The organism is Candidatus Kerfeldbacteria bacterium, from assembly GCA_016214565.1.
In the GTDB taxonomy this organism is placed as follows: Bacteria; Patescibacteriota; Patescibacteriia; order UBA10025; family JAHIVO01; genus JAXDBW01.
The window spans coordinates 542425-564672 of the sequence record JACROE010000002.1; the positions used below are offsets into that span (position 1 = coordinate 542425).

Annotated in this window: 17 protein-coding genes, 1 tRNA gene and 1 riboswitch; of the genes, 16 read left to right on the forward strand and 2 right to left on the reverse strand. The window is 48.7% G+C overall.

The genetic code is table 11. The features are described from left to right. The first annotated feature begins 152 nt into the window (after nucleotides 1-152). From HZC01_02690 to HZC01_02710, 5 genes are all read left to right on the forward strand, one after another. Entirely contained in the window at nucleotides 153-854 is a 702-nt protein-coding gene (locus tag HZC01_02690; protein MBI5037584.1) for a hypothetical protein, read from the forward strand. Nucleotides 855-935: 81 nt separating this feature from the next. Further along, a complete protein-coding gene (locus HZC01_02695) occupies nucleotides 936-2276 on the forward strand; it encodes a LysM peptidoglycan-binding domain-containing protein (protein ID MBI5037585.1) in 1341 nt (446 codons plus the stop codon). Between the two features lie 3 nt (nucleotides 2277-2279). Beyond that, nucleotides 2280-4913, forward strand: a complete 2634-nt coding sequence (locus tag HZC01_02700; protein MBI5037586.1) for a hypothetical protein — start codon at nucleotides 2280-2282, stop codon at nucleotides 4911-4913. A gap of 35 nt (nucleotides 4914-4948) precedes the next feature. Then, complete coding sequence (locus HZC01_02705; protein MBI5037587.1) at nucleotides 4949-6130, forward strand: hypothetical protein; 1182 nt, start codon at nucleotides 4949-4951, stop codon at nucleotides 6128-6130. A gap of 4 nt (nucleotides 6131-6134) precedes the next feature. Next, on the forward strand, nucleotides 6135-6434 hold the full coding sequence (locus HZC01_02710; GenBank protein ID MBI5037588.1) for a hypothetical protein: 300 nt from the start codon (nucleotides 6135-6137) through the stop codon (nucleotides 6432-6434). A gap of 55 nt (nucleotides 6435-6489) precedes the next feature. Here the strand turns inward: HZC01_02710 and uvrB are convergent, their stop codons facing one another. Together uvrB and malQ are read right to left on the reverse strand one after the other, a co-directional pair. Beyond that, the gene (gene uvrB / locus HZC01_02715; GenBank protein ID MBI5037589.1) at nucleotides 6490-8475 is read right to left on the reverse strand and encodes an excinuclease ABC subunit UvrB; all 1986 of its coding nucleotides are present in this window, start codon (nucleotides 8473-8475) and stop codon (nucleotides 6490-6492) included. After that, on the reverse strand, nucleotides 8472-9956 hold the full coding sequence (malQ, locus tag HZC01_02720) for a 4-alpha-glucanotransferase (protein ID MBI5037590.1): 1485 nt from the start codon (nucleotides 9954-9956) through the stop codon (nucleotides 8472-8474). Before malQ ends, uvrB begins: the two co-directional genes overlap by 4 nt. An 81-nt stretch (nucleotides 9957-10037) precedes the next feature. Here malQ and ruvA point away from each other — a divergent pair, with 81 nt between their 5' ends. The 11 genes from ruvA to HZC01_02775 all read left to right on the forward strand — a co-directional run bounded on the left by ruvA (nucleotide 10038) and on the right by HZC01_02775 (nucleotide 22246). Further along, entirely contained in the window at nucleotides 10038-10610 is a 573-nt protein-coding gene (ruvA, locus tag HZC01_02725; protein ID MBI5037591.1) for a Holliday junction branch migration protein RuvA, read from the forward strand. Beyond that, entirely contained in the window at nucleotides 10610-11641 is a 1032-nt protein-coding gene (locus HZC01_02730) for a peptidoglycan bridge formation glycyltransferase FemA/FemB family protein (protein ID MBI5037592.1), read from the forward strand. Before ruvA ends, HZC01_02730 begins: the two co-directional genes overlap by 1 nt. Continuing rightward, nucleotides 11638-12354 carry an NTP transferase domain-containing protein gene (locus HZC01_02735; protein ID MBI5037593.1) on the forward strand — a complete coding sequence of 239 codons (717 nt, stop codon included), beginning with the start codon at nucleotides 11638-11640 and terminating at the stop codon, nucleotides 12352-12354. Before HZC01_02730 ends, HZC01_02735 begins: the two co-directional genes overlap by 4 nt. Before the next feature lie 34 nt (nucleotides 12355-12388). Then, nucleotides 12389-12460: transfer RNA gene (locus tag HZC01_02740), tRNA-Arg, on the forward strand. Between the two features lie 130 nt (nucleotides 12461-12590). After that, nucleotides 12591-13529 (forward strand): DUF475 domain-containing protein, encoded by a 939-nt coding sequence (locus HZC01_02745; GenBank protein MBI5037594.1) that lies wholly within the window; start codon nucleotides 12591-12593, stop codon nucleotides 13527-13529. A gap of 52 nt (nucleotides 13530-13581) precedes the next feature. Beyond that, complete coding sequence (ispH, locus tag HZC01_02750; GenBank protein MBI5037595.1) at nucleotides 13582-14586, forward strand: 4-hydroxy-3-methylbut-2-enyl diphosphate reductase; 1005 nt, start codon at nucleotides 13582-13584, stop codon at nucleotides 14584-14586. A 342-nt stretch (nucleotides 14587-14928) separates the two neighbouring features. After that, nucleotides 14929-15055, forward strand: a riboswitch (SAM riboswitch). Nucleotides 15056-15117: 62 nt separating this feature from the next. Beyond that, on the forward strand, nucleotides 15118-16275 hold the full coding sequence (locus tag HZC01_02755) for a methionine adenosyltransferase (protein ID MBI5037596.1): 1158 nt from the start codon (nucleotides 15118-15120) through the stop codon (nucleotides 16273-16275). Between the two features lie 87 nt (nucleotides 16276-16362). Then, nucleotides 16363-16773: a hypothetical protein gene (locus HZC01_02760; protein ID MBI5037597.1), complete on the forward strand. Its 411-nt coding sequence runs from the start codon at nucleotides 16363-16365 to the stop codon at nucleotides 16771-16773. Between the two features lies 1 nt (nucleotide 16774). After that, on the forward strand, nucleotides 16775-17095 hold the full coding sequence (locus tag HZC01_02765) for a divalent-cation tolerance protein CutA (protein MBI5037598.1): 321 nt from the start codon (nucleotides 16775-16777) through the stop codon (nucleotides 17093-17095). Further along, complete coding sequence (locus tag HZC01_02770) at nucleotides 17092-18420, forward strand: UDP-N-acetylmuramoyl-L-alanyl-D-glutamate--2,6-diaminopimelate ligase (protein ID MBI5037599.1); 1329 nt, start codon at nucleotides 17092-17094, stop codon at nucleotides 18418-18420. Before HZC01_02765 ends, HZC01_02770 begins: the two co-directional genes overlap by 4 nt. 433 nt (nucleotides 18421-18853) lie before the next feature. After that, nucleotides 18854-22246 carry a DNA-directed RNA polymerase subunit beta gene (locus HZC01_02775; GenBank protein ID MBI5037600.1) on the forward strand — a complete coding sequence of 1131 codons (3393 nt, stop codon included), beginning with the start codon at nucleotides 18854-18856 and terminating at the stop codon, nucleotides 22244-22246. The last annotated feature ends 2 nt before the right edge of the window (nucleotides 22247-22248 follow it).

Below are 22248 nucleotides of genomic sequence, written 5' to 3' on the forward strand. Positions count from 1 at the left end.
TCTAACATGTTTGGCCACTGAGGCAATAGTGTGTCTCAGGCAGTTTGGTGCTTACGTTACTTGACAAAGGCCTAAAAATGCGCTATAATTATGGTGTATTCAATACAAAACCGTATTGAAGCTTTTAAAAAAGCAAAAACAAAAAATAAAAAATGGAGCGGATACAACATTATTTATATCGTAAAATACGGGTCGCCACAGTCATTGTGGTGGCTGTTTTGGTGATCATGGGCTCAAGCATTGGACTGTATGTTCAAGCGAGTTCCACCTCGAATTTTCAGCAAACCATAAATGCCGGGACTCTTGCCGTTGATATCGTGAATGGCAGTTATGTTACGGTGGGGAGTCCGTCGGTTGCCATGGGAGCCGTGACGTTTAGTTTTGGCTGTCAGACTGCGACGGGAACGTTTGGCAGTGCCACCCAACAAATTTACGTTTCGAATCCGGATGCGGCAGATAATGGATGGACCGTGTCATTGGCTGGATCAGCCGCTACCGCGGTGTGGGATAGCGCGGGTACTGACTATGATTTTAATGATCCCACTACGTCTGGATGCGCTGACGGCGCCGACGCGGACAGTTTAGCTGGACAATTAACCGTCGATCCAAATGCGGGAACCTTGGCTACCGGTCAGTGCAGCAGCTGTGCCACATCAAATATTACCAAAGGAACATCGACTGGCTTTAATCAGGGAACAACTGATAGTATTACCATTTTGACCGGTGCCGCCGCCTCGAATGATATTGGCGATTGGACATTGCAAGGGGTTAGCCTCTCACAAAAAATTCCGGCGGAACAGCCCGCAGCTGCTGATTATGATATCAATACGACCTTATCCATCGTTGCATCATAATTTATTACGTTTTGATTTTTTCAGGCGGCGCATTACTGCGCCGCTTTTCTTTTGATTTATTTTTGGTATACTGGAAGGGTTATGAAGAAACAAATCGTTGTGATGGCGATCGCTGTGGGCGTCGGATTTTTACTGGCATCCCCGATCTCCGTTCATGCCATTGAGTATGGTGGTATTGGTGGCCGACCGGCCAATCCTCGAGCGGATAATCCCCGCACGCAGGATATTTTTGTATACACGCTCGAATCCGGGTCAAGCTATGATGATGGCATTGTGGTGATCAATAACACGCAGGAAGAGAAAACGATATATCTCTATTCAGCTGATTCGACGCCGTCTTCTGATGGAGGTTTTGCTTGTAAACAGTATTTAGAGTCGACCAAGAAACTGTCCACCGACAAGAACGGTGTTGGTTCATGGATTACCTTTGCCGTGGTACCACAAGAGCGTCTCGTCCGAGCCCCTGATGCGCTCGAGGGCGCTGATACCGATGGAGATAGTTTAACCGATGCACAAGAAGTTGAATTTGGCACCGACCCAACCGAGGCAGATACTGACGGGGATGGTGATGCTGACGCTCTTGAAGTAGCAGAGGGGAACGATCCATTGCAACCGGTAGTGTTGACACTCGCTCCGGTGACTAATGCCGTCGTACCATTTACTATTCAGGTGCCGCAGGATGCCGATGTGGGCGAGCTAGATGGGTGCATTCTTATCCAGGAGAAACCAAAAGCACAAGACGCGACCGCTGAGGGTATTAGCATCGCGACGCGTACGGGGCTGCGCGTATCCGTAACTATCCCTGGTGAGATACGCCGGCAATTGGAGATCATAGGATTGACGGTCACTCCACAGACGAATTGGAGCGCAGTGATCCGTCCGACGGTTCGAAACAGCGGTAACGTATCAGTTGATGCACTGGTGCGTGTTGTGACTAAGAATTTCTTGGGTCAGATGGTGGCGGATCATGGTGGTGAGTATTCTATTTTACGCGAGACGACTTCCTCGTGGAATTATGAGTTGCCCGCTCAATTTTGGGGAGGGTGGTTCCATACCACCATGATGGTCGATTATGATCGTGACGCGACTCTGGAATTGGGCAAAACTGGCGTGGATCATGTGCAGCTCTCGGGCCCGACCGTGACCTTTTTCTTGATGCCCTCTCTCTACGCATTGTTGATATATGGCGGTGTCATGTTATTACTAATATTTTTGGCAGGAGTGTGGTGGTGGACGCGCCGTCGGAAACTTTGGATTGAGAAAACCTGGGTTTCATACAAGATAAAAAAAGGGGATACCGTCAAGAGTATTGTGAAACGATATAATGTATCATGGCAGCTACTGGTCAAGGTAAATCGCATGAAAGCGCCGTTTGATCTGACTCCCGGCACCTCGATTAAAGTTCCTCCCCCAACTCCATAAGGTATGCGTCAGACATTTCGTGTCATTGTTATTTTTTTGCTGGTCACGGGCTGGTTATTCAGCGGGTGGCCGCCACTGTCTGACTCTTTTCCATCGCAACCTGAGTCAGCCTGGGCGACGGTATCGAATAATGGACGCTTGTATTATGGTGATGGGACAAACACGGTACTGCGCTTCCAGGAAAACGCTTATGATTTTGATTTCTCCACTGGCGAAGAATCATACACGCATGGCGCCAGTGCTAGTTTAATTAGATTCATCGTGGCAAAGCCCGCGGTTACTCGTGATGAGGTGATGGTGGGCATCTTGAAAGCAGACGGCCAATTGACGGTTATAAAAGGTGTCAACGGGTATGACGTCAACACTGATTACTCAACGGCCTGGAGTAATACCGGTACAACGCCGGCCATGACCTGTGAAGGCACTGAAGCCGATTGTTCTCGCGCTTTTGACATTGCATACGAGCGTTTGTCTGGCCGAGCCATGGTTGTCTACGCTGATAATGTGAATCAAAAACTGTATTATTGTTATTATGACGGCACCAACTGGGGGCCGGTTTCGAATTGCGCCCCGACGAATGGGACTAATGACATTACCCTCTCATCGAATGGCCGACCGACCTTTGTCTCGTTGAAACCGAAAGGTGGTTCTAATGAGCTGCTGCTCGGGGTAGGCATCGATGTGGCGGGCACCCATGAAGTGGAGGCGTACCGTTGGACTGGTTCGACGTGGAGTAACCAAGTAGTAGCAACTGATACGACCAATGCGTCATCAAGCGGAAACGAGCAAGGGGCTGTCTTCGATGTTGAGTGGGAGAGTAATTCGGGCGACGCTCTGGTCATGTATGCCACTACGGCTACGAGTAATGAGATAAAATATAAATTGTTACCCTCCGGCGGCAGTTGGGGTACTGAGCAGGGTGGATTTGAGACCCTGACGAATGGAGCGGTCACCGTTTGGGTGAATGCGGAGAGCGATCCACAGTCTGATCGGATTGCGATTGCTACTAATGATACATCAAATGATTTCAATGGCGCCGTGTGGAAGGGCAACGGTACGAGTGCTGGGTTTACGGCACTGGTGAGTGATGGCACGCTTGAGGGTGGTAATGGTTCCACGCCCGGACCCGCCTATACCGATGTGCAATGGGAGCAAACCGGGTCTGAGTTTCTATTTGTTTTGATGGATGCTGGCGCTGGGGACACCGGTGCCTATGTTCGCTATGCCTGTACTGGCAGTGGTTGTAGTGTGTCGACCGCTCAAACGGCAATCACCACGACCGGTTTAACGGATGATGCTCAAATGATTCGTACCGCCGCTTCTCGCAATAGCGACGATATCATGGTATTGCTCACTGATATCGACAATAATTTAATTACCCAACACTGGAATGGCACTGCCTGGGAAACAGGTGATGCGGGAGTGCTTGAGGCGTCATTGTCACTCTGCTCGGCTGATAATATTGCTACGGGTTGCAGTGCCATGCCCGCTGCCTTTACCTATATTCCCTATTCACCCTGGTCTCGGAATTGGAAATTTTGGCAGGGGACTGATACGACTGATACGCCGACAAATCAATTAGCAAATGAGAATGTGGCGCCTACTAGTTTTAGCGGAAAATTTCGGCTTCGATTTTCTGTGGCTGAACTCTCCGGCATGGGACAAGATAACTCAAGAAAAAAATTGCAGTATGCAACGGCTGATCCTGACGCCACATCCACCACCTGGACAGACGTTGATGATCCGGGCGGAACTGGCGCAGCCTGGCGATACTTCGATTGTAATGGTGGCAGCTCGGTCTGCGATGACAATGGAGCACTGGGCGGGACCACTCTTTCCGGCTCGCCGACTGTGGGTTGGTGGACATTAGACAAGGACGCTGTTGGTGGTGCAGCCATGGATCATGCTGCATTGCAACTTCGTGAACTCGAATTTCCAGTCGAAGCATATAATGTCGCTTCCAGCACCACCTACTATTTCCGCATGTATGATGTCGATCAGGGTCGGCCGGTGCGGCGTGAGCAGGATAATGATGGTTCAAACGATTGCGCGACTGCCACGTGCACGTATCCGAGTTTAACCACGGCAAGCGGAAGCTTGACGGTTGATATTGTCGACAGCGGAGGTAGCTCGGTGTCCAGCCCGAGTATGGTGATGAACAATGCGACGTTTTCATTTACCTTCCAAACCGTTACCGGGAGTTTCGGCATATCGTCGCAGCAGATTCGAGTAACGAACACGACGGGTACGGCTACGTGGACACTCTCCTTGGCTGCCTCGGCCACTACGGCAGTGTGGGACAGCGTGGGTACTGATTATGATTTTAATGATCCGACGGCCGGTGCGGCTGACGGAGGCGACGCTGATTCGGTTGGCGGTCGTTTGACTATTGACCCGTCTGTTTCCACGATTACGCCGCAGGGAGGATGTAGTACAACTGGCTTGACTAAGGGGGCTTCGACTGGCTTTTCTGAAGGAGTGACCAATACCATTACTTTGGTAACAGCAGGAGCTAGTACCGGCACGGGCTGCTATTGGGACGTCACTGGTATTGGCGTATCGCAGACTATCCCCATGGAGCAACCGATTGCTTCGGATTATGATATTAATATGGTGCTGTCCGTAGTGGCGAGCTAGGCAGCCGGGTAGTCGCTTGGTATACTCAAAAATATATGAAACGAAGCGAACAGCAGAAAACAGCGCATCGGATTCTCACTATACGGCAGCTGATGGTCGTGACTGTTGTGACGCTTGTATTGGTAACTTCGTTTGTTTTTTCTGTGACGTTGTTTGCTGATTCAGAGCAAACCGTCACCCTCACCCAGGTCATTGATCCGCACTTACAATTTCAAACTGTGAGTGATCTATCAGTATCGGTTGAGGACAGCACTGTTCCGGATACCCGCTACATTATTGCGGCACCAGCGTCGAGCGCCGTGCCACCATCGAATGCAGATATCCCTACGACCGGACCAGTAGTTAATTTTCAGGGCACTGTGGCATTCCCTGACGCACCGGTGATTATTGAGTTATCATCGCTGAAAATTCGCGGGCAAACCGTCAGTGATCATTTTGGTAATTGGAGCTGGTCGAATTATGGCGCACCGCTCGATGTAGGGGAGCATCATATTCGCGTGCATACGCTGGTCACCACTGATGACGCTACGACTGTATATGTAGAGCAATATACATTTCTCGTAACTGCCATGAGTATTGATACAGCAGCCGCACTACTTGATCTGAATGAGGTATTGAGTACTGGGGAGGCGGCTGCGATAGCCGATAGTACGGTCAATTTTTCTGAGTCGGTTGATGAGGCAATGATATTATTTGATGCAGAACTCATTAATCCGCCATTGCGCTATCAGCCCGAGCAAGAATTGCTGCTTGGCATGACCGTGTCTCCGGTGCAGTTAAGCCGGGCGCTGCCCATGGAACTGACCTATAGTATCCATGACGCTGCCCAGTCAGCTGATGCAGAACCCCTGTACCGTAATACCGAGGAAACCACGCTGCAGGTGTCGGGACAATATTTAGAAAAATCGTTTTGGCTGGGTGAAAATGTAACACCTGGGCGATATGTCCTTTCTATTCAGGCACGCATTGGGAACGTTATTTATTTGGTCAATAAGCCATTCACCATCGAGCCAAAATTTCTTGCTACCGTGGGCGGTGAACAAGTACCGATTGGTGAAGCAAACCGGATTGTCATGCTGAACATGATTATTGTACTTTTATTAGTGTCACTTATTCTCGCCTTAATTGCCAACGAATATCGACGATTTTTTATTCATCAACCTATTGATGAATCGTTGCTAGCCAGCCGTGGGTATTTTCGGTATACTCAGAAGTAATATTATGCCTCTCTTAAGTATCACGATTGATGTTTTGAATCTCGTATTAGCCATCGCTGCTACGCTGACGATGTTGATGGTTGTTTTCCGTACCAGCAAACGCCTTGATTTGGCTTTCAAATTCTTCGCGGCAACCGCCATCTCTCTGTTAATAGCTGGATTATTACGAATTGATCATTACATCGGTATTTTACCCACTGGACTGATTGATTTGGTATTGCCTATTTCGAGAACGGTTGCGCTTACCTTTTTTATCTTAGGAAGTATAATCATTCTGCTCATCATCGACAAAGAGTCTCGCTAGATCAGAGCGTTGGGAGGGTGTGTTTGGGGCCCCTGCGTCAGAGTCTGACGGAGGGTTATTTATAGTGCTGTTTTTTCTGCGTCGGCTTCTTGAGGAGCTGAACGGCATCCCGTAACTGAGCGGCTTTTTCAAAATCTAAATTTTGCGCTGCTAATTCCATTTGGGATTCTAAATCGGCGATAATGTGCGGGATTTCTTCTGCGGGGATGTCCTTGAATGACGGATGTTCAGCTTCGGCCTCTTTTCTTTTGGCGCCAGCTAAACGCGTTTCTTTGATTGCTTTGATAATTGTCTGCGGAGTAATACCGTGTTTTTTGTTATACGCTGCCTGGATGGTGCGCCGGCGGATGGTTTCGTCGATGGCGCGTTTCATTGATTTAGTAATGTTGTCAGCGTACATAATGATATGCCCCTGCACGTGTCGGGCGGCACGACCCATAGTTTGAATCAGGGCGGTGTCTGACCGTAGGTAGCCTTCTTTGTCAGCATCAAGAATAGCAATTAATGAAACCTCTGGCAGATCGAGGCCTTCACGTAATAAATTGATGCCAATCAAAACGTCGTATTTTCCTGTACGCAAATCACGCAATATTTCGAGGCGCTCCATCGTGTCTACCTCGGAATGGAGATATTGAACTTTGATATCCAGGTCAGCGAGGTATTCCGTAAGGTCTTCCGACATTCGTTTCGTCAGTGTTGTTACTAGCACCCGCTGCTTTTTTTCCACGCGGGTTTTGATTTCATCCAATAGGTTATCAATTTGGTTTTTGGTTGGCCGTACTTCGACGGTTGGGTCGAGTAATCCGGTTGGCCGAATAAGCTGCTCGACGACTTGCCCTGACATTTCTATTTCATATTCACTGGGCGTTGCCGAGACGTAGATGACGCGATTTAATTTTTTGGCAAATTCTTCATATTTTAATGGCCGATTATCCATGGCCGCCGGCAGACGGAAGCCATAGTTCACCAGCGTTTCTTTCCGTGAGCGATCTCCGAAATACATGCCCCGCACCTGGGGAATACTCATGTGGGATTCATCGATGAAGAGTAGGAAATCTTTGGGGAAGAAATCAATTAGGGTCGAGGGCGGTTCCCCGGCGGTGCGTAGGTCGAAATAACGTGAATAGTTTTCGATGCCATTGCAATAGCCGACTTCTTTAATCATTTCAATGTCATAGCGAACTCGCTCTTCGAGGCGTTGCGCTTCGATATATTTGTGGTTCTTTTTGAAGAGTGCCACTTGCCGCTCCATATCGAGCTGGATTTCCTTCAGTGATTGTTTGACCACTTCATCGGGAGCCAGGTAGTGTCGCGCCGGGTAGATGTCTACCCGTTCATGCGTTTGAACGACTGATTGGGTCAGTGAATCAATCTCTTCGATTTTTTCAATTTCATCTCCCCAGAAACGGATGCGGTAAAAATTATTGGCCGAATCAGACGGAAACACCTCAAGTATTTCCCCGGTCACTCGGAATCGATTGCGCCAAAGATCGGTTTGGTTGCGTTCGTATTGGATGTTGACCAAGGCATGGAGAATAAGGTCGCGTTTTGTTGTATCCCCACGCTGGAGGTGGATGACATCCCGCTTGTATTCCGTCGGTGAGCCGAGGCCGTAAATGCACGAAACAGAGGCCACAATAATCACATCATTTCGGGAAAGTAGGGCGGCCGTTGACGCATGGCGCAAACGATCAATCTCTTCGTTCATCTGCGTTTCTTTCTCGATATATGTATCGCTTCGTGGAATGTAGGCTTCGGGTTGGTAGTAGTCGTAATATGAAACGAAGTAGTGAACGGAATTTTTTGGAAAAAAATCTTCAAATTCTGAGGCAAGCTGGGCGGCCAATGTTTTGTTGTGCGATAGAATCAGAGTTGGTTTCTGCACCTGCTGAATAATATTAGCCATGGTAAAGGTTTTCCCTGAGCCCGTGACGCCCAAGAGGGTTTGGTGTTTGTGTCGCGCTAAACCTGCCACCAGCTTTTTGATAGCCGTCGGTTGGTCGCCAGTTGGTTTGAATGGGGAAGTCAGTTCAAATTTCATGATCCGCGCTTGGCCGTCGTGGTTAGCTCGGCCAATCGTCGGGACAGTATAGCAGACAATGCCTCTTTTGAAAACCGCCAGCGCCAGTTACCTCGTTTGGTGCCGGGCTTATTGAGGCGTGCTTCAGCTCCAAGATTGAGCAGGTCTGGTAAGGGGGTAAGGCACAGGTGCGCTCGTGAATGCATGCCATATTCAATTAATTTCCAGGCAAACGTTTCCGGTGACGCCACGAGTTCTCGAAGCGCGGCGCTGCGTTCATTATCTTTCGCTTCGGTTGTTATCCAACCGCGGCTGGTCGTATTATCATGCGTGCCCGTGTAGACCACGATATTGTCAGTGAAGAATTCTGGCCGGTGAAAGTTATTAGGGAAACCATTGAAGGCGAATTGGAGCACGCGCATTGAAGGAAAATGGTAGCGTTCGCGCAAGACGGTGACTGACTCTGAAATCATGCCGAGGTCTTCGGCAATAATGGAGAGTTGGGGGTATGCTTTGGTCACGATTGCAAAGAGCGCGTCGCCAGGCACGGGTTGCCAGGATCCATGGCGAGCGGTGCGTGCGCCGTAGGGGATGTGCCAGACAGCGTCGAATCCGCGGAAGTGATCGAGTCGAATCATATCATAGAGATAGGTAGCGCGACGAAAACGTTCGAGCCACCAGCGGAAATTGTCTCGCTGCATGACTTTCCAATTGTAGTGAGGGTTGTTCCATATTTGTCCTCGGCGGCTGAAGTAGTCCGGTGGGACTCCGGAAACGGCCTGAGGGCGCTGTCGGCTATCCAGCAAGAATTGATCTTGGTGTGACCAGACGTCGACGCTGTCCGTGGTGACAAAGAACGGGATGTCGCCATAGATAGAAATATTTTTTGCTTGAGCGTAGGATTTTAGTTTCCGCCACTGACGGTCGGCCACCCATTGCTCAAATTGGTAATAGCGGATTTGATTTAGGTGATGTTCCTGCCACTGTTGCATGGTGGCGGTATCCCTGAGTGCTATTTTTTTTGGCCAACGGGGCCACGGTTTCCCCCCGTGCGATTCTTTGACTGCCATGAAGAGCGCGTAGGTATCAAGCCACCATTGTTCAATGGTGATGAAATGGTGAAAATCTTTGATGAGTGCCTCATCGCGGTTTGTTTGGAAATACGTATACGCTTGGCGCAATAATTTCCATTTGACACTATAGGCATGACGGAAGCTAATGGGCTCAACAGGTTTGGGGGCGGGCACGTCAGCTTCGTTCAGGAAACCATCTCGGACTAATTCTTGAGGACTGACTAATAGCCAGTTCAGGGCGTGAGCCGAGACCGAAGCATAGGGCGAGCCGGTTTCATCGGGAATGGTCAGAGGGAGCACCCCCCAGATCCGCTGTTTACTCATATACAAAAAATCAACAAAAGCATACGCTTCTGGGCCGAAATCGCCGATGCCATAGGGGCTGGGCAGTGAGCTAGGGTGGAGAAATATCCCTGATGATCGAGACATATATCTATTGTACCATGAGCGGGTCCGGCTGGGTTGGAGAGTGTCCATTCTGCACTGATTTTGCTATAGTATAGGGACATTATGATTGCATTACTCACCGGAACAGTCCGCGAAAAAACAGCTAAAACACTCACCCTCGTGGCTGGCGCCGTTGGCTATGAGATATACTGTTTAGCTGTTCTTTTGGAGAAGACACGTATTGGCGATGAGATGACATTGTACACGCATCAGTACGTGCGCGAGGACGCTTTGGAATTATATGGTTTTGCGACAAGTGCCGAGCGCAGTTTTTTTCGTTTATTGATAAGCGTGACGGGGGTAGGCCCTAAATCCGCCCTGACCGTTATGTCGTTAACGACGCTTGATGAATTGGAGGCAGCTATCATTCAGGGCGATGCTGCATTACTGACGAAAGTTTCCGGTATCGGGACGAAAACAGCGTCGCGCATCATTGTTGATCTGAAAGGAAAGATTGCTAGCGGCAGTGACGCGGGCAGTCGATCGAGCGTAGATGGCGACGCGATTGACGCACTCGTGGGCTTGGGATATTCCGTGCGTGAAGCACGCGAAGTGCTCAAGCATGTCGCGGATCCAAAGCTATCGAGCGGACAAAAAGTTCAAGCCGCTCTCAAATTATTAGGCACGAAGCAGTAATGGACGTACGCCGCTGCACTGATCAAAAAATATTTGATGCCTGGGTGCGAGCACAGCCCCAGACGCAGTTTACGCAATCATGGGATTGGGGTGTATTTCAAGAAAAGACAGGACGGTCAGCGCGTCGCTATGGCGTTTTTGATGGCGGGACTATTCGAGCCGTGGCTCAAGTCATCATTCATCAGCTGCCTGGGCGCTGGCAGTATTGGTATATACCGCGAGGGCCGGTGGTACGGCACGATCTCAATGATGATGAGGTAGCGCACACCATGCGAGCATTGCTTGAACATATTATTGATGAAGCTGGTGACGTCGGTGCGCTTTCACTTATTATTGAACCAGCCTGGCGGCGGGAACGCTTGTCATTGCTGCAATCAATGATGAGCGCTTGGCCGGGCGAGTCAGCTCGTTTTCGCCAGCCTCAGGATACGCAGTTATTAGATCTGGGTGGCACTGAGGAGCAGTTGTTGGAACAGATGCACCAGAAGACGCGGTACAATATTCGTTTGGCAGAAAAGCGCGGAGTCACAGTGCGCGTTTCGAGCGCGGTTGCCGATGTTGATCGTTTTTGGGACATAAATACTGAGACCACTCAGCGCGATCAGTTTCGCTCACATGCAAAGGAATATTACCAGCAGATGATGGAAACGCTTGGGCCGTCAGGCATGGCGCGAGTATTTATTGCAGAATATGAAGGCATGGCTCTTGCGGCAAATATTGTGTTGCATGCCGGCGATATGGCGACCTATGTTCATGGTGCATCATCGGATCGGGAGCGATCGGTCATGGCTCCGTATCTGTTGCAGTGGCAGCAAATTTTGGATGCGAAAACGGCGGGATTGAAATGGTATGATTTTGGCGGAGTCGGATCGGCAGAGGCGGGGACGCAGGATCGCTGGGCGGGCATTACTCGATTTAAACAGGGTTTTGGTGGAACCCCAATGAACTATATAGGAGCCCACACCTTGATTCTCCGGCCGGGGTGGTATAGAGTGTATAAATTAATTCGTCAACTACGGTCAGTCATATGATCACTAAAGTTGTGATATCGGCAGCCGGTCGCGGCACCCGGATGAAGCATCTCTCACAGCGTCGCCCCAAACACTTAATTGAAGTCGGTGGGAAGCCTTTTTTAAATTATGTACTTGAGAATGTCCGTGCCGCTGGCCTCACTGATATTACTATCGTGAGCGGGTATTTCTCTGATCAAATTGAGTCATTTTTGAAAACAGTGCCATACCCGGTTCGAGTCATGAATCAGTTTGAGCTATTGGGGACCGAAGAATACGGCACCGCCTGTCCGATTAAAGTTGTTCGAGATGTCATTGGCACTGATCAATTTATAGCTTTGGCGGGTGACAATTATTATGAGGTTTCTGACATCACTAAGATGATTCACGAAGACGAATTTACGTATGTGGGCGCCAAGACAACTGACCATCCTGAAACAAAAGGGGTGCTCGTAACAGATGCGGATGGGATTCTCGAAAGTATTGTAGAAAAGCCAGCTACCTTTATGGGAAATTTGGTGAATGGCAGTGCGTATAAATTTACGCATGATATTTTCGATGTGATTGATGATGTGCCGCTTTCCTCGCGTGGCGAGTATGAGATCACCGATGCGATCACTGCATTGGCCGCATTACGGAAAGTAAAAGTAGTGAAGATTGACGGGTATTGGATTGACTTTGGTAATCCAGATGATATTCATCAGTTTGAGCAGTATCTCAGTACGCGCCAGTAGCTCGCTATGCCCTCATCGTTGATAGCAATGACATGCCTCCGTCGTTCAGTGGATAGGACGCAAGATTCCGGATCTTGTAACAGAGGTTCGACTCCTCTCGGGGGCAAATGATTTTTATAGCTAGGCGTATGAAAGTAAAAGTGAAATAGTAGGACGTCCGCCTTCGGCGGATAATGTAGGTTCGATTCCTACTGAGGTCAAAAGCCATTTTCAACGAATATTGCTATAATGCATCTATGTTAGAAATTATCATCGTTATCATCGGGCTGTGCATTTTTGAAATCATTTCCAGCGTGGACAATGCCATTGTTAACGCGCATGTACTGCGCACCATGCCGGAGAAGTACCGGAAGATTTTCCTTTTCTGGGGGATTTTATTTGCTGTTTTTGTCGTTCGCGGTGTACTGCCATTTATCATAGTGTGGATAGCTAATCCTACTTTGGGAATTGGCGAAATCATTTCTTCGGCATTCAATCATTCAGAAGAAATTCAGGGATATCTGGAGGCCTCTAAGCCGTTGTTGCTGATTGGTGGTGGCACCTATCTCTTCTTAGTATTTATGGCTTGGTTATTTTTGGAGGAAAAAAAGTATGCTTTTTTTGTGGAACATTTTATTCATCGGCAGGGATTCTGGTTTTATGCCCTTTCCTCAATTGGCTTAACGACTATTATATTTCTCTCAATGCGGGTCAACCCGATGATGGCCTTAGCCGCGTCAATTGGCGCTTCCGCTTTTTTCCTGACGGATGGATTTAAGAAGAATGCGGAAGAAAAAGAAAAACAATTGGCAGATCCATCGCTCGGAGCCTGGAGCAAGATTCTTTACCTCGAGGCATTGGATGCTTCATTTTCTATTGATGGCGTCATCGGCGCGTTTGCCTTTACTTTATCGGTGCCCATTATTATTTTGGGAAATGGATTGGGCGCGTTCGTTGTTCGAGAAGTTACCGTGCGGGGTATTAATTGGATCGCGAGGTTTGCTTATCTGAAAAATGGTGCTATGTATGCCATCGGCATGCTGGGTGGCCTAATGGTATTTGAGAGCTTTGGTCATGAGTATCCTTTCTGGCTCGCTCCGCTCAATACCGTACTCTTGCTCAGCATCTTCATGTATTTGTCCTGGCGGGAGATAAAGATGGCGAAACAGAATCAAACTCCGATTGTTGAGTCATAGAATGGTTGGTGTGTGCCGAGTATAAGATATGGCAGTTTTTTGGTATACTCCTATTACCATGAAGATTATACTTGCCCAACCTCGCGGCTTTTGTGCTGGCGTTGATCGCGCCATCGATATTGTTATATTAGCGCTGCAGGTATATGGCGCGCCATTATATGTAAAGCATGCCATCGTGCATAATGCACATGTGGTGAGAGATCTGGAAAAGAAGGGCGCGACATTTGTCGAATCAATTGAGGAGATACCGATCGGCAGCCGGGTTATTTTTAGCGCCCACGGCAGCCCGCCGTCTGATTATGATGCGGCTCGACATCGCTCAATCGAAATCATTGATGCGACCTGTCCACTGGTGACCAAAGTACATCTTGAGGTCAAGCGCTATGTGAGGGAAGGGTATACGATTATTTTGGTAGGTCACCGTGGCCATGTGGAAATGCGTGGCACCATGGGAGAGGCGCCGGAGCATACTTATTTGGTTGAAACAATTGAAGATGTCCATGCCCTTGGTTTTTCTAAGGATACAAAGATTGCCGTCCTGACCCAAACTACATTATCCGTGGATGATACGGCGACTCTCTTAGTCGAAATAAAGAAGGTATTTCCCCAGGCAATCCTTCCGCCAGCGGCCGATATCTGTTATGCCACCACCAATCGGCAGGCGGCTGCAAAAGCCTTGGCGCGGCAGTGCGATATTGTTTTGGTAATGGGTTCAATCACCAGCTCGAATACCAATCGGTTAGTAGAGGTCGTCCGTGCAATTGGCACACCAGCCTATCGCATTGATCAGGTATCGGAGATTCAGCCTGAGTGGCTGTCCGCTCCTATGCGGGTAGGCATTACTTCGGGCGCTTCAGCACCCGAGTCAATCGTGCAGGCAGTGGTTGACCGATTGCGATCAACGTATGGAGCAACGGTTGAGACATTACCTGTTATTGAAGAGCGCGTTTGGTTTGATATACCGAAAGATTTGAAGGATGTGGCGCATGACCGGGGCATTGACACCGACGTCCTGAGCAAACATACTATTGCACAGGACGCTACGATGAAACGGTAATTAATAATTTACTAACGCTATGAACAAAAAGCAAAAAGTTGCGCGCAAGAAGCATTCGCGCAAGCAGGGGAAAAAGATTCCTTCCGCCCGCCATCGCTAGTCAAAACCCCTTGATTTTTTAGGTTTTTCGTGCTATAATTGATTATGGTGGTCTACGTACACGCAATAAAAAGTGTGCCAGGACCCAAGTCCTCTACTTTGCAAAGGGGGATTCCTCCCGTAAAACGAGCCCGCACCGTGCATGGGCAGCAGCGCGAATGTCGCGCATACATGGTGCGGGCTGTTTTTATTGACAAAGCAGTGCAGTCAATCGTATACTACTAATTACATTTACAAATACATACCTTATCAAGAGTGAGCGTAGGGATCTGACCCGATGATGCTCCGGCAACCGCGAAGCGCCCTGAATGTACTTCAGGGCCATTCAATGGTGCTCCATTCAGACTACAATCGTGTAGGAAGATAAGCATTAGCCTCAAACTTTCTCCCTAACGTGGAGATTTTTTTATTCATTAATGTATAATCATTTCTATGTCCGTACGGAAACTATTTACCTCAGAGTCAGTCACCGAGGGTCATCCCGATAAAGTCTGTGATCAAATTTCAGATGCCATTTACGATGCGATGCTGCGCCAAGATCTTGAGACGCACGCTGGCATCGAATGTTTTGCGACCACCGGTCTCGTGATGGTTGGCGGTGAAGCCCGCACTAGAGCCTACGTGGATATTCAGGATGTGGTTCGTCAGACATTGAAACGGATTGGCTACGATAGTCCTGATTTTGGTTTTTGCTACAAAGATATTGGCGTTATCAGTACGCTTCATGAACAATCCCCGGATATTGCGCAGGGCGTGGACGAAGGCGCCGGCGAATTCAAAGAGCAGGGCGCGGGTGATCAGGGACTCATGTTCGGCTATGCCTGCGATCAGACGCCGGAGCTGATGCCATTGCCGATTTCGCTGGCCCAGCGCTTGGCACGACGGTTGTCAGAAGTGCGCAAAGACGGCACATTGCCATATTTACGACCTGATGGCAAGTCCCAGGTCAGCGTTGAATATATTGATGGCAAACCTTCTCGGGTAACGGCCGTGGTGATTGCCGCACACCATGCGGAAAGTGTAGAAATGGAAACATTGCGTAGAGATATTACCGAGCAGGTGATTAAGCCCGTCCTCGGCGAATGGTACACTGCCGAAACTCAAATGTTTATTAATTCGACGGGTAAGTTTGTGATTGGTGGTCCTCCGGCAGACACTGGTTTGACTGGTCGTAAAATTATCGTCGATACGTATGGTGGCTACGCCCCTCATGGCGGTGGTTGTTTCTCGGGGAAATGCATTACCAAGGTTGATCGCAGCGCTGCCTACGCCGCTCGGTACATCGCCAAGCATGTGGTAGCTGCTGGATTGGCACGTGAATGTTTAGTGCAGCTGGCGTATTCTATCGGTGTAGCCAAACCTGTTTCGATCATGGTTGATACCAAGGGGACCGGCACCATACCGGATGCGGAGATTGAGGCGCTGGTTGAGAAGCATTTTCCCGTGAAACCGGCAGATATTATTCGTGAACTCAATCTCAAGCAACCTATCTATGAGCAAACCGCTGCCTATGGCCATTTTGGCCGAACAGATGTGGAGTTTCCTTGGGAGAAATTAGACAAGCTTGACCTGGTACGCCAGAAAAAATAATCATCGGCTGCAATGAGGGCGCGCCTATGGCGCGCCCTTTTTGGTTAAATTGTTTTTTTAGGCTGGTGCCAGTATACTGATATGCGTATGAGCAAGGGGATTATTATCGTCATTATTATCATGATTGCCGTTGGCGTGGGCGTGTATTGGGTACTTCAGCGTCCTGAGAGCATTGGGATAAATAACGACAATACATTCAGCGCTGGAGAGATTGTCACTGGTGCCGCTGACTTGCAGATCAAAGCACAGGCAGATAAGGATTTGGCTATTGTCAAGGCTCAGGAATTGTGGCGGAAAGCTTTGCTCGAGGGGACTGATTTATCCGCTGGTCCTTGCCTGACAAATCAGGCAATACCGGATTGGGTTGCCGATGTTGCTCATAATCCTCGTCAGGCTATTGATGATGATCCGGCAAACCAGTGTAGTGCCTATCGTGACGGAACCGTCAGGCATTTTGTGGAAATTGATCTTGCGGGGAATGTGATTCGGGCTGAGTAATATGATTCACGTCTACATTCACTATCCGAGCCGTGCCGAGGCACGGCGGATCTCAAAGCTCATCCTCCAGCGGCGACTGGCCGCCTGTATTAATTTTATTAAGCAAGAGGATCTCTACTGGTGGCGGGGTAAGCTTGTTGCAAGTACCGGCGTGATTACGCTCATCGCCACGCAACCACGGCATTATAAAAAAATTGAGCGGTTGGTGTTAGCGCACCATTCATATGCCATTCCCTGCATTCTTCGCTTACCCGTGTCGCATGCTTTGCCGGCGTACCATCGCTGGCTATTGGCAGAAACTACATTGACTGATTCAAAATGATTCACGCAATAAAAACAATAATTCGTGGTTTGTTGCCCCACTCAATTCTCGATGCGTATCATTTAGCGATGGCGCACCTCGGCGCGTGGTGGTACCGGCACCCGTCGCGCCAGTTGATCGTTATCGGCGTCACGGGCACTAAGGGGAAATCAACAACCGTTGCGCTGATTACGCGCGTGCTTGAGCAGGCGGGTTTTGCCGTTGGGGTGATCGCCACCACGCATTTCAAAATCAACGATCGTGAATGGGTGAATGAGACGAAGCAGACAATGCCTGGCCGGATGCGGCTGCAGCGGCTGCTTCGCGAAATGGTGCGCAGCGGTTGTCGTTACGCGATTATTGAGACGTCGTCTGAGGGTTTGGCGCAACACCGACAGGTGAGTATCGAATACGACGTAGCAGTTTTTACTAATTTATCACCAGAACACATTGAATCACACGGCAGTTTCGAGCAGTATCGCGATGCTAAATTATTGTTGTTCCGTTCGCTTGCACAACATAAGAATAAATGGATTGCTGGTGAGCGCATTTCAAAAGTAATCGTGGTCAATGGCGATGACGGTGAAGCAGTACGATTTCTCGAGCCAAGGGCAGACTTGCATTACGCATTTTCAATGCACGCCGACCAACCAATCGCGGCTCGGGTTGATTCTTTTGTTCTCGCGCACCAGGTTAGATTATTTGATGACCATAGCGAATTCATTATTGATCATCAGCTCTTCCGTCCCTGGTTGATTGGCGCTCATAATGTTGCGAATTGCATCGCGGCTACTTCAGTTGGTGTATCTCAGCACATTCCTATAGGCATCATCAGCGAAGCATTGGGACAGAATGTACAGATACCAGGACGGATGGAGGAAATACCGAACGATCGCGATGTCCGAATTTTTGTTGACTATGCTCATGAGCCCGCATCATTGGAGGCGATCTATCGTGCGGCGCAATTACTCAAGCCAAAACGGTTGATTGCCGTACTGGGTTCGCAGGGAGGCGGTCGCGACAAAGCTAAGCGGCCAGTCTTAGGTCGGCTCGCCGGCCAGTATGCTCACTGTGTCATAGTGACCAACGAGGACCCCTATGATGAGAATCCACAAGATATCATTGATGAGGTGGCGGCAGGGGCGATGGAAGCAGGCAAGCGGCTCGATATTGATTGTTGGAAAATAATTGATCGGGAGCGTGCGCTCAAGGCAGCACTCGATCTCGCCACGGCAGGCGATATGATACTGGTAACGGGTAAGGGCAGTGAAACAGTGATGGCGGTGGCTGGAGGGAAGCTAGTCCCCTGGGATGATCGGACTGCATTAAAAAAGCTTCTGTCGTAAGTGAGTAAAAGTTACCAGTCCGGTGTCAAAACCTGTCTTTTTGTTTGCTTTATTTTTGAGGCAAATGAAGAAGTCGGGAAATTTCTTTGGTTTTGAGGGGTTCAGCATTAGAATTGTGGATAACTTGTGGGTGACTTTATTTAAAAACCCCAATATTTTTATTTGTGGCGCTCATCCTTTGGCTAATAGTAGTGTATATTTGACATATTTAGTTCAATCTGCTTGAAACTTGACACGACTTAGGGCATCTGTTACTATCCGATGTACATATCCATACGGAGACGTCAAAATATTCGATGACGTTTAGATACAAATCATAACAATTGAGCCAAAGTTTCAACCTCTTTCACACGTGAAAGGGTGGGGAGTGTCTATTTTTATGTCTACGCCACAACCAATCGTAGCGCATCTCGAGCGCAAACGCTTTACGAAAATGGCCGCGACGGCCGAATTGCCTAATCTGATTGAGGCGCAGCGCCGCTCCTATGAATGGTTCCTGAAAGAAGGGTTGAAAGAATTATTTGAAGAAGTTTCCCCGGTGAAAGATTTCATCGGGCGTGATTTGGAATTATATTTTTTAGATTACTATCTCGACGAACCGCGCTTTGATGAATGGAAAGCTAAAGATAAAAATGTTACCTTCGAAGCACCATTACGCGTCGAGACGAAGTTGGTTAATAAGAAAACTGGTGAAATTAAAGAGCAAGAGGTCTATTTGGGCGACTTCCCCTTAATGACTGATCGCGGCACTTTCATTATTAATGGCATTGAGCGTGTTGTGGTGAGCCAGCTGATCCGTTCGGCTGGTGTTTTTTTCACTTCAGAAATTATTCGAGGCCGGACGTACTATGGCGCGAAGATTATTCCGAATCGTGGCGCATGGCTCGAAATCGAGACTGATGCGAATAATGTAATTTCTGTAAAAATTGATCGCAAACGTAAAGTGCCAATCACCTCGTTGCTTCGTGCTTTTGGCTATGGCACTGACGAAGAATTGCAACGTTTGTTCGCCGCCGTTCCGGTCGAAGACAATGTTGACTATATCGCCGCGACACTGGCTAAGGATTCCGCCCGCAATGAAGCAGAGGGTTTACGAGAAGTGTACAAACGCATTCGTCCGGGTGATCTCGCTACGGTGGATAATGCGCGCGAATTAATTTACAAAATGTTTTTCTCATTTGATCGCTATGACTTCGGTCGCGTCGGTCGCTACAAATTGAATCAGCGTTTTGGATTCAATTTTCCGAATACAAAAGAATATCGCGTCTTGCAAAAAGAAGACGTGGTAGCGATTATTTCCGAAATTATCAAATTGAACAATTCACAGAAAGAGGCAGACGACATTGATCATCTGGGCAACCGTCGGGTTCGTGCTATTGGTGAATTAGTTCAAAATAAATTCCGTATCGGTTTGGCTCGCATGGAGCGCATTGTCAAAGATCGGATGAGCACCATGGATATCAATACCTTAACGCCGAACCAATTGATTAATGCGCGTCCGATCATCGGCTCAATCAAGGAATTTTTCATGTCATCTCAGCTGTCTCAGTTTATGGATCAAACCAATCCCTTAGCTGAATTGGAGCACAAGCGGCGGTTGTCTGCCATGGGTCCTGGCGGTCTCTCTCGGGAGCGCGCCGGATTTGACGTGCGTGATGTGCATCGCACCCACTATGGTCGCATTTGTCCCATCGCCACTCCGGAAGGACCAAACATTGGTTTGGTGGGGCACTTATCGTGTTACGCTCGCGTGAATGAATTTGGGTTTATCGAAACGCCATTCCGCAAAGTAATTCATACAGTTGAAAATAAAGCCGCTCAGACAGAAGGAGAGATTTTACGTGAACCGGTCAAAGCCGCTGACGGTTCGGTTGTCGGCAAAGCAGGCGAGACGATTACTAAGTCATTAGCCACCGCGCTTGAGAAAACTGGTGTGGCTACGATTGCCGTCAAACCACACGCTACCAATGAACTCCTTTACCTGGACGCCTTTGTCGAGGAAAAAGGCGTCACCACTGCTGCGACTACTCCAGTCGATGAGAATGGATATTTCCTGACTGAAAAAGCCGAGGTACGCCGTCGTGGTGAACCAACCGTTGATTATGTATGGAATATAGATTACATGGATGTGGCGCCCTATCAGATTATCAGTATTACCACCGCATTGATTCCGTTCCTTGAACATGATGATGCCGTACGCGCCTTAATGGGTTCGAACATGCAACGCCAAGCAGTTCCCTGCGTCATTCCTGATTCGCCATTGGTTGGAACTGGCGTCGAGTACAAGGCGGCAGTAGATTCTGGCCAAACAATTGTGACTCGCGTCGATGGTACCGTAACCGCGGTCGGTGGCAATGCCGTGACCGTCCAGGATCGGAATGGAAAGACGCATAGTTATCGATTGCAGAAATTTGTTCGATCAAATGCCTCCACCTGCATTAACCAGCGTCCCATCGTGAATGTCGGCCAGGAAGTGAAGGCGGGCGATGTGTTAGCCGATGGCCCAGCCACTGACAAAGGTGAGCTCGCTCTCGGCCAAAATGCTTTAGTTGCATTTATGTCTTGGGAAGGTGGCAATTACGAAGACGCTATTCTTATCTCTGACCGATTAGTTCAGGCAGATAAATACTCCTCAATTCATATTGAAGATTATACCGTTGACGTGCGCGACACCAAGCTCGGGCCTGAAGTAGTTACTCGAGACATCCCGAATATTGGCGAAGAGAAATTGAAGGATTTGGATGATGAGGGTATTGTTCGTATCGGGGCGGAGGTTTCCTCAGGTGATATTTTGGTTGGGAAGATAACTCCGAAAGGCGAAACCGAGCTTTCGGCCGAGGAAAAATTACTCCGTGCAATTTTTGGCGAAAAAGCGAAAGATGTTAAAGACAGCTCACTCTATCTCGAGCATGGAGAACAGGGTAAAGTGGTTGATGTGAAGATTTTTTCCCGTGAGCAGGGTGATAAATTATCCTCGGGTATCTTGAAATCGATTCAGATTTCTGTGGCTCAGCTCCGCAAGATTCAAGTTGGCGACAAATTAGCCGGACGTCATGGTAACAAAGGCGTCATCTCACGCATTGTGCCGATCGAAGATATGCCGCACTTGGCCGATGGCACCCCGGTAGATATTATTCTCAATCCGCTCGGCGTTGCTTCGCGTATGAATATCGGTCAAATTTTGGAAACGCACCTGGGCATGGCCGCACACTATCTAGGTTATAAAGTGGCCACCGCGCCGCTGAATGGTACCGATGAGTCGACCATTCGTGAAGAATTAGTCAAAGCAGGCTTCCCCAGCACCGGCAAGATGGAGCTCTATGATGGACGCACGGGAGATAAATTTGATCAGCCGGTGACCGTCGGATTTATGTATATATTGAAACTCAACCACATGGTAGAGGACAAGATTCACATGCGGTCAATCGGGCCGTATTCATTAGTTACTCAGCAGCCACTCGGTGGTAAAGCACAATTTGGTGGCCAACGATTCGGTGAAATGGAAGTTTGGGCGCTGGAAGCATATGGTGCCGCGCATACGCTGCAAGAAATGTTGACGATCAAATCTGATGATGTGCCCGGCCGTTCGAAAGCTTATGAAGCGATTATTAAAGGTGAACCAATTCGGAAATTGAATATTCCTGAAACATTCAATGTATTAATTCGCGAATTAAAGGGCCTGGGCCTCGATGTGGAATTGATTGGTGAAAAACGCGAAGCGGTGGATGATTTCCCTGCTCGCAAACCGATGATGGATGCGGCGCCTGAAGCACGCAGCGAAGCTGCGCCAGAATCCAAGACCAAAGAAGAGGAGATTAACGAATAACC

Bases quoted from the DNA above. Each gene is read 5' to 3' on its own strand.
- HZC01_02690 (MBI5037584.1), top strand. From the start codon at position 153: ATGGAGCGGATACAACATTATTTATATCGTAAAATACGGGTCGCCACA.
- HZC01_02695 (MBI5037585.1), top strand. From the start codon at position 936: ATGAAGAAACAAATCGTTGTGATGGCGATCGCTGTGGGCGTCGGATTT.
- HZC01_02700 (MBI5037586.1), top strand. From the start codon at position 2,280: ATGCGTCAGACATTTCGTGTCATTGTTATTTTTTTGCTGGTCACGGGC.
- HZC01_02705 (MBI5037587.1), top strand. From the start codon at position 4,949: ATGAAACGAAGCGAACAGCAGAAAACAGCGCATCGGATTCTCACTATA.
- HZC01_02710 (MBI5037588.1), top strand. From the start codon at position 6,135: ATGCCTCTCTTAAGTATCACGATTGATGTTTTGAATCTCGTATTAGCC.
- uvrB (MBI5037589.1), bottom strand. From the start codon at position 8,475: ATGAAATTTGAACTGACTTCCCCATTCAAACCAACTGGCGACCAACCG.
- malQ (MBI5037590.1), bottom strand. From the start codon at position 9,956: ATGTCTCGATCATCAGGGATATTTCTCCACCCTAGCTCACTGCCCAGC.
- ruvA (MBI5037591.1), top strand. From the start codon at position 10,038: ATGATTGCATTACTCACCGGAACAGTCCGCGAAAAAACAGCTAAAACA.
- HZC01_02730 (MBI5037592.1), top strand. From the start codon at position 10,610: ATGGACGTACGCCGCTGCACTGATCAAAAAATATTTGATGCCTGGGTG.
- HZC01_02735 (MBI5037593.1), top strand. From the start codon at position 11,638: ATGATCACTAAAGTTGTGATATCGGCAGCCGGTCGCGGCACCCGGATG.
- HZC01_02745 (MBI5037594.1), top strand. From the start codon at position 12,591: ATGTTAGAAATTATCATCGTTATCATCGGGCTGTGCATTTTTGAAATC.
- HZC01_02755 (MBI5037596.1), top strand. From the start codon at position 15,118: ATGTCCGTACGGAAACTATTTACCTCAGAGTCAGTCACCGAGGGTCAT.
- HZC01_02760 (MBI5037597.1), top strand. From the start codon at position 16,363: ATGAGCAAGGGGATTATTATCGTCATTATTATCATGATTGCCGTTGGC.
- HZC01_02765 (MBI5037598.1), top strand. From the start codon at position 16,775: ATGATTCACGTCTACATTCACTATCCGAGCCGTGCCGAGGCACGGCGG.
- HZC01_02770 (MBI5037599.1), top strand. From the start codon at position 17,092: ATGATTCACGCAATAAAAACAATAATTCGTGGTTTGTTGCCCCACTCA.
- HZC01_02775 (MBI5037600.1), top strand. From the start codon at position 18,854: ATGGCCGCGACGGCCGAATTGCCTAATCTGATTGAGGCGCAGCGCCGC.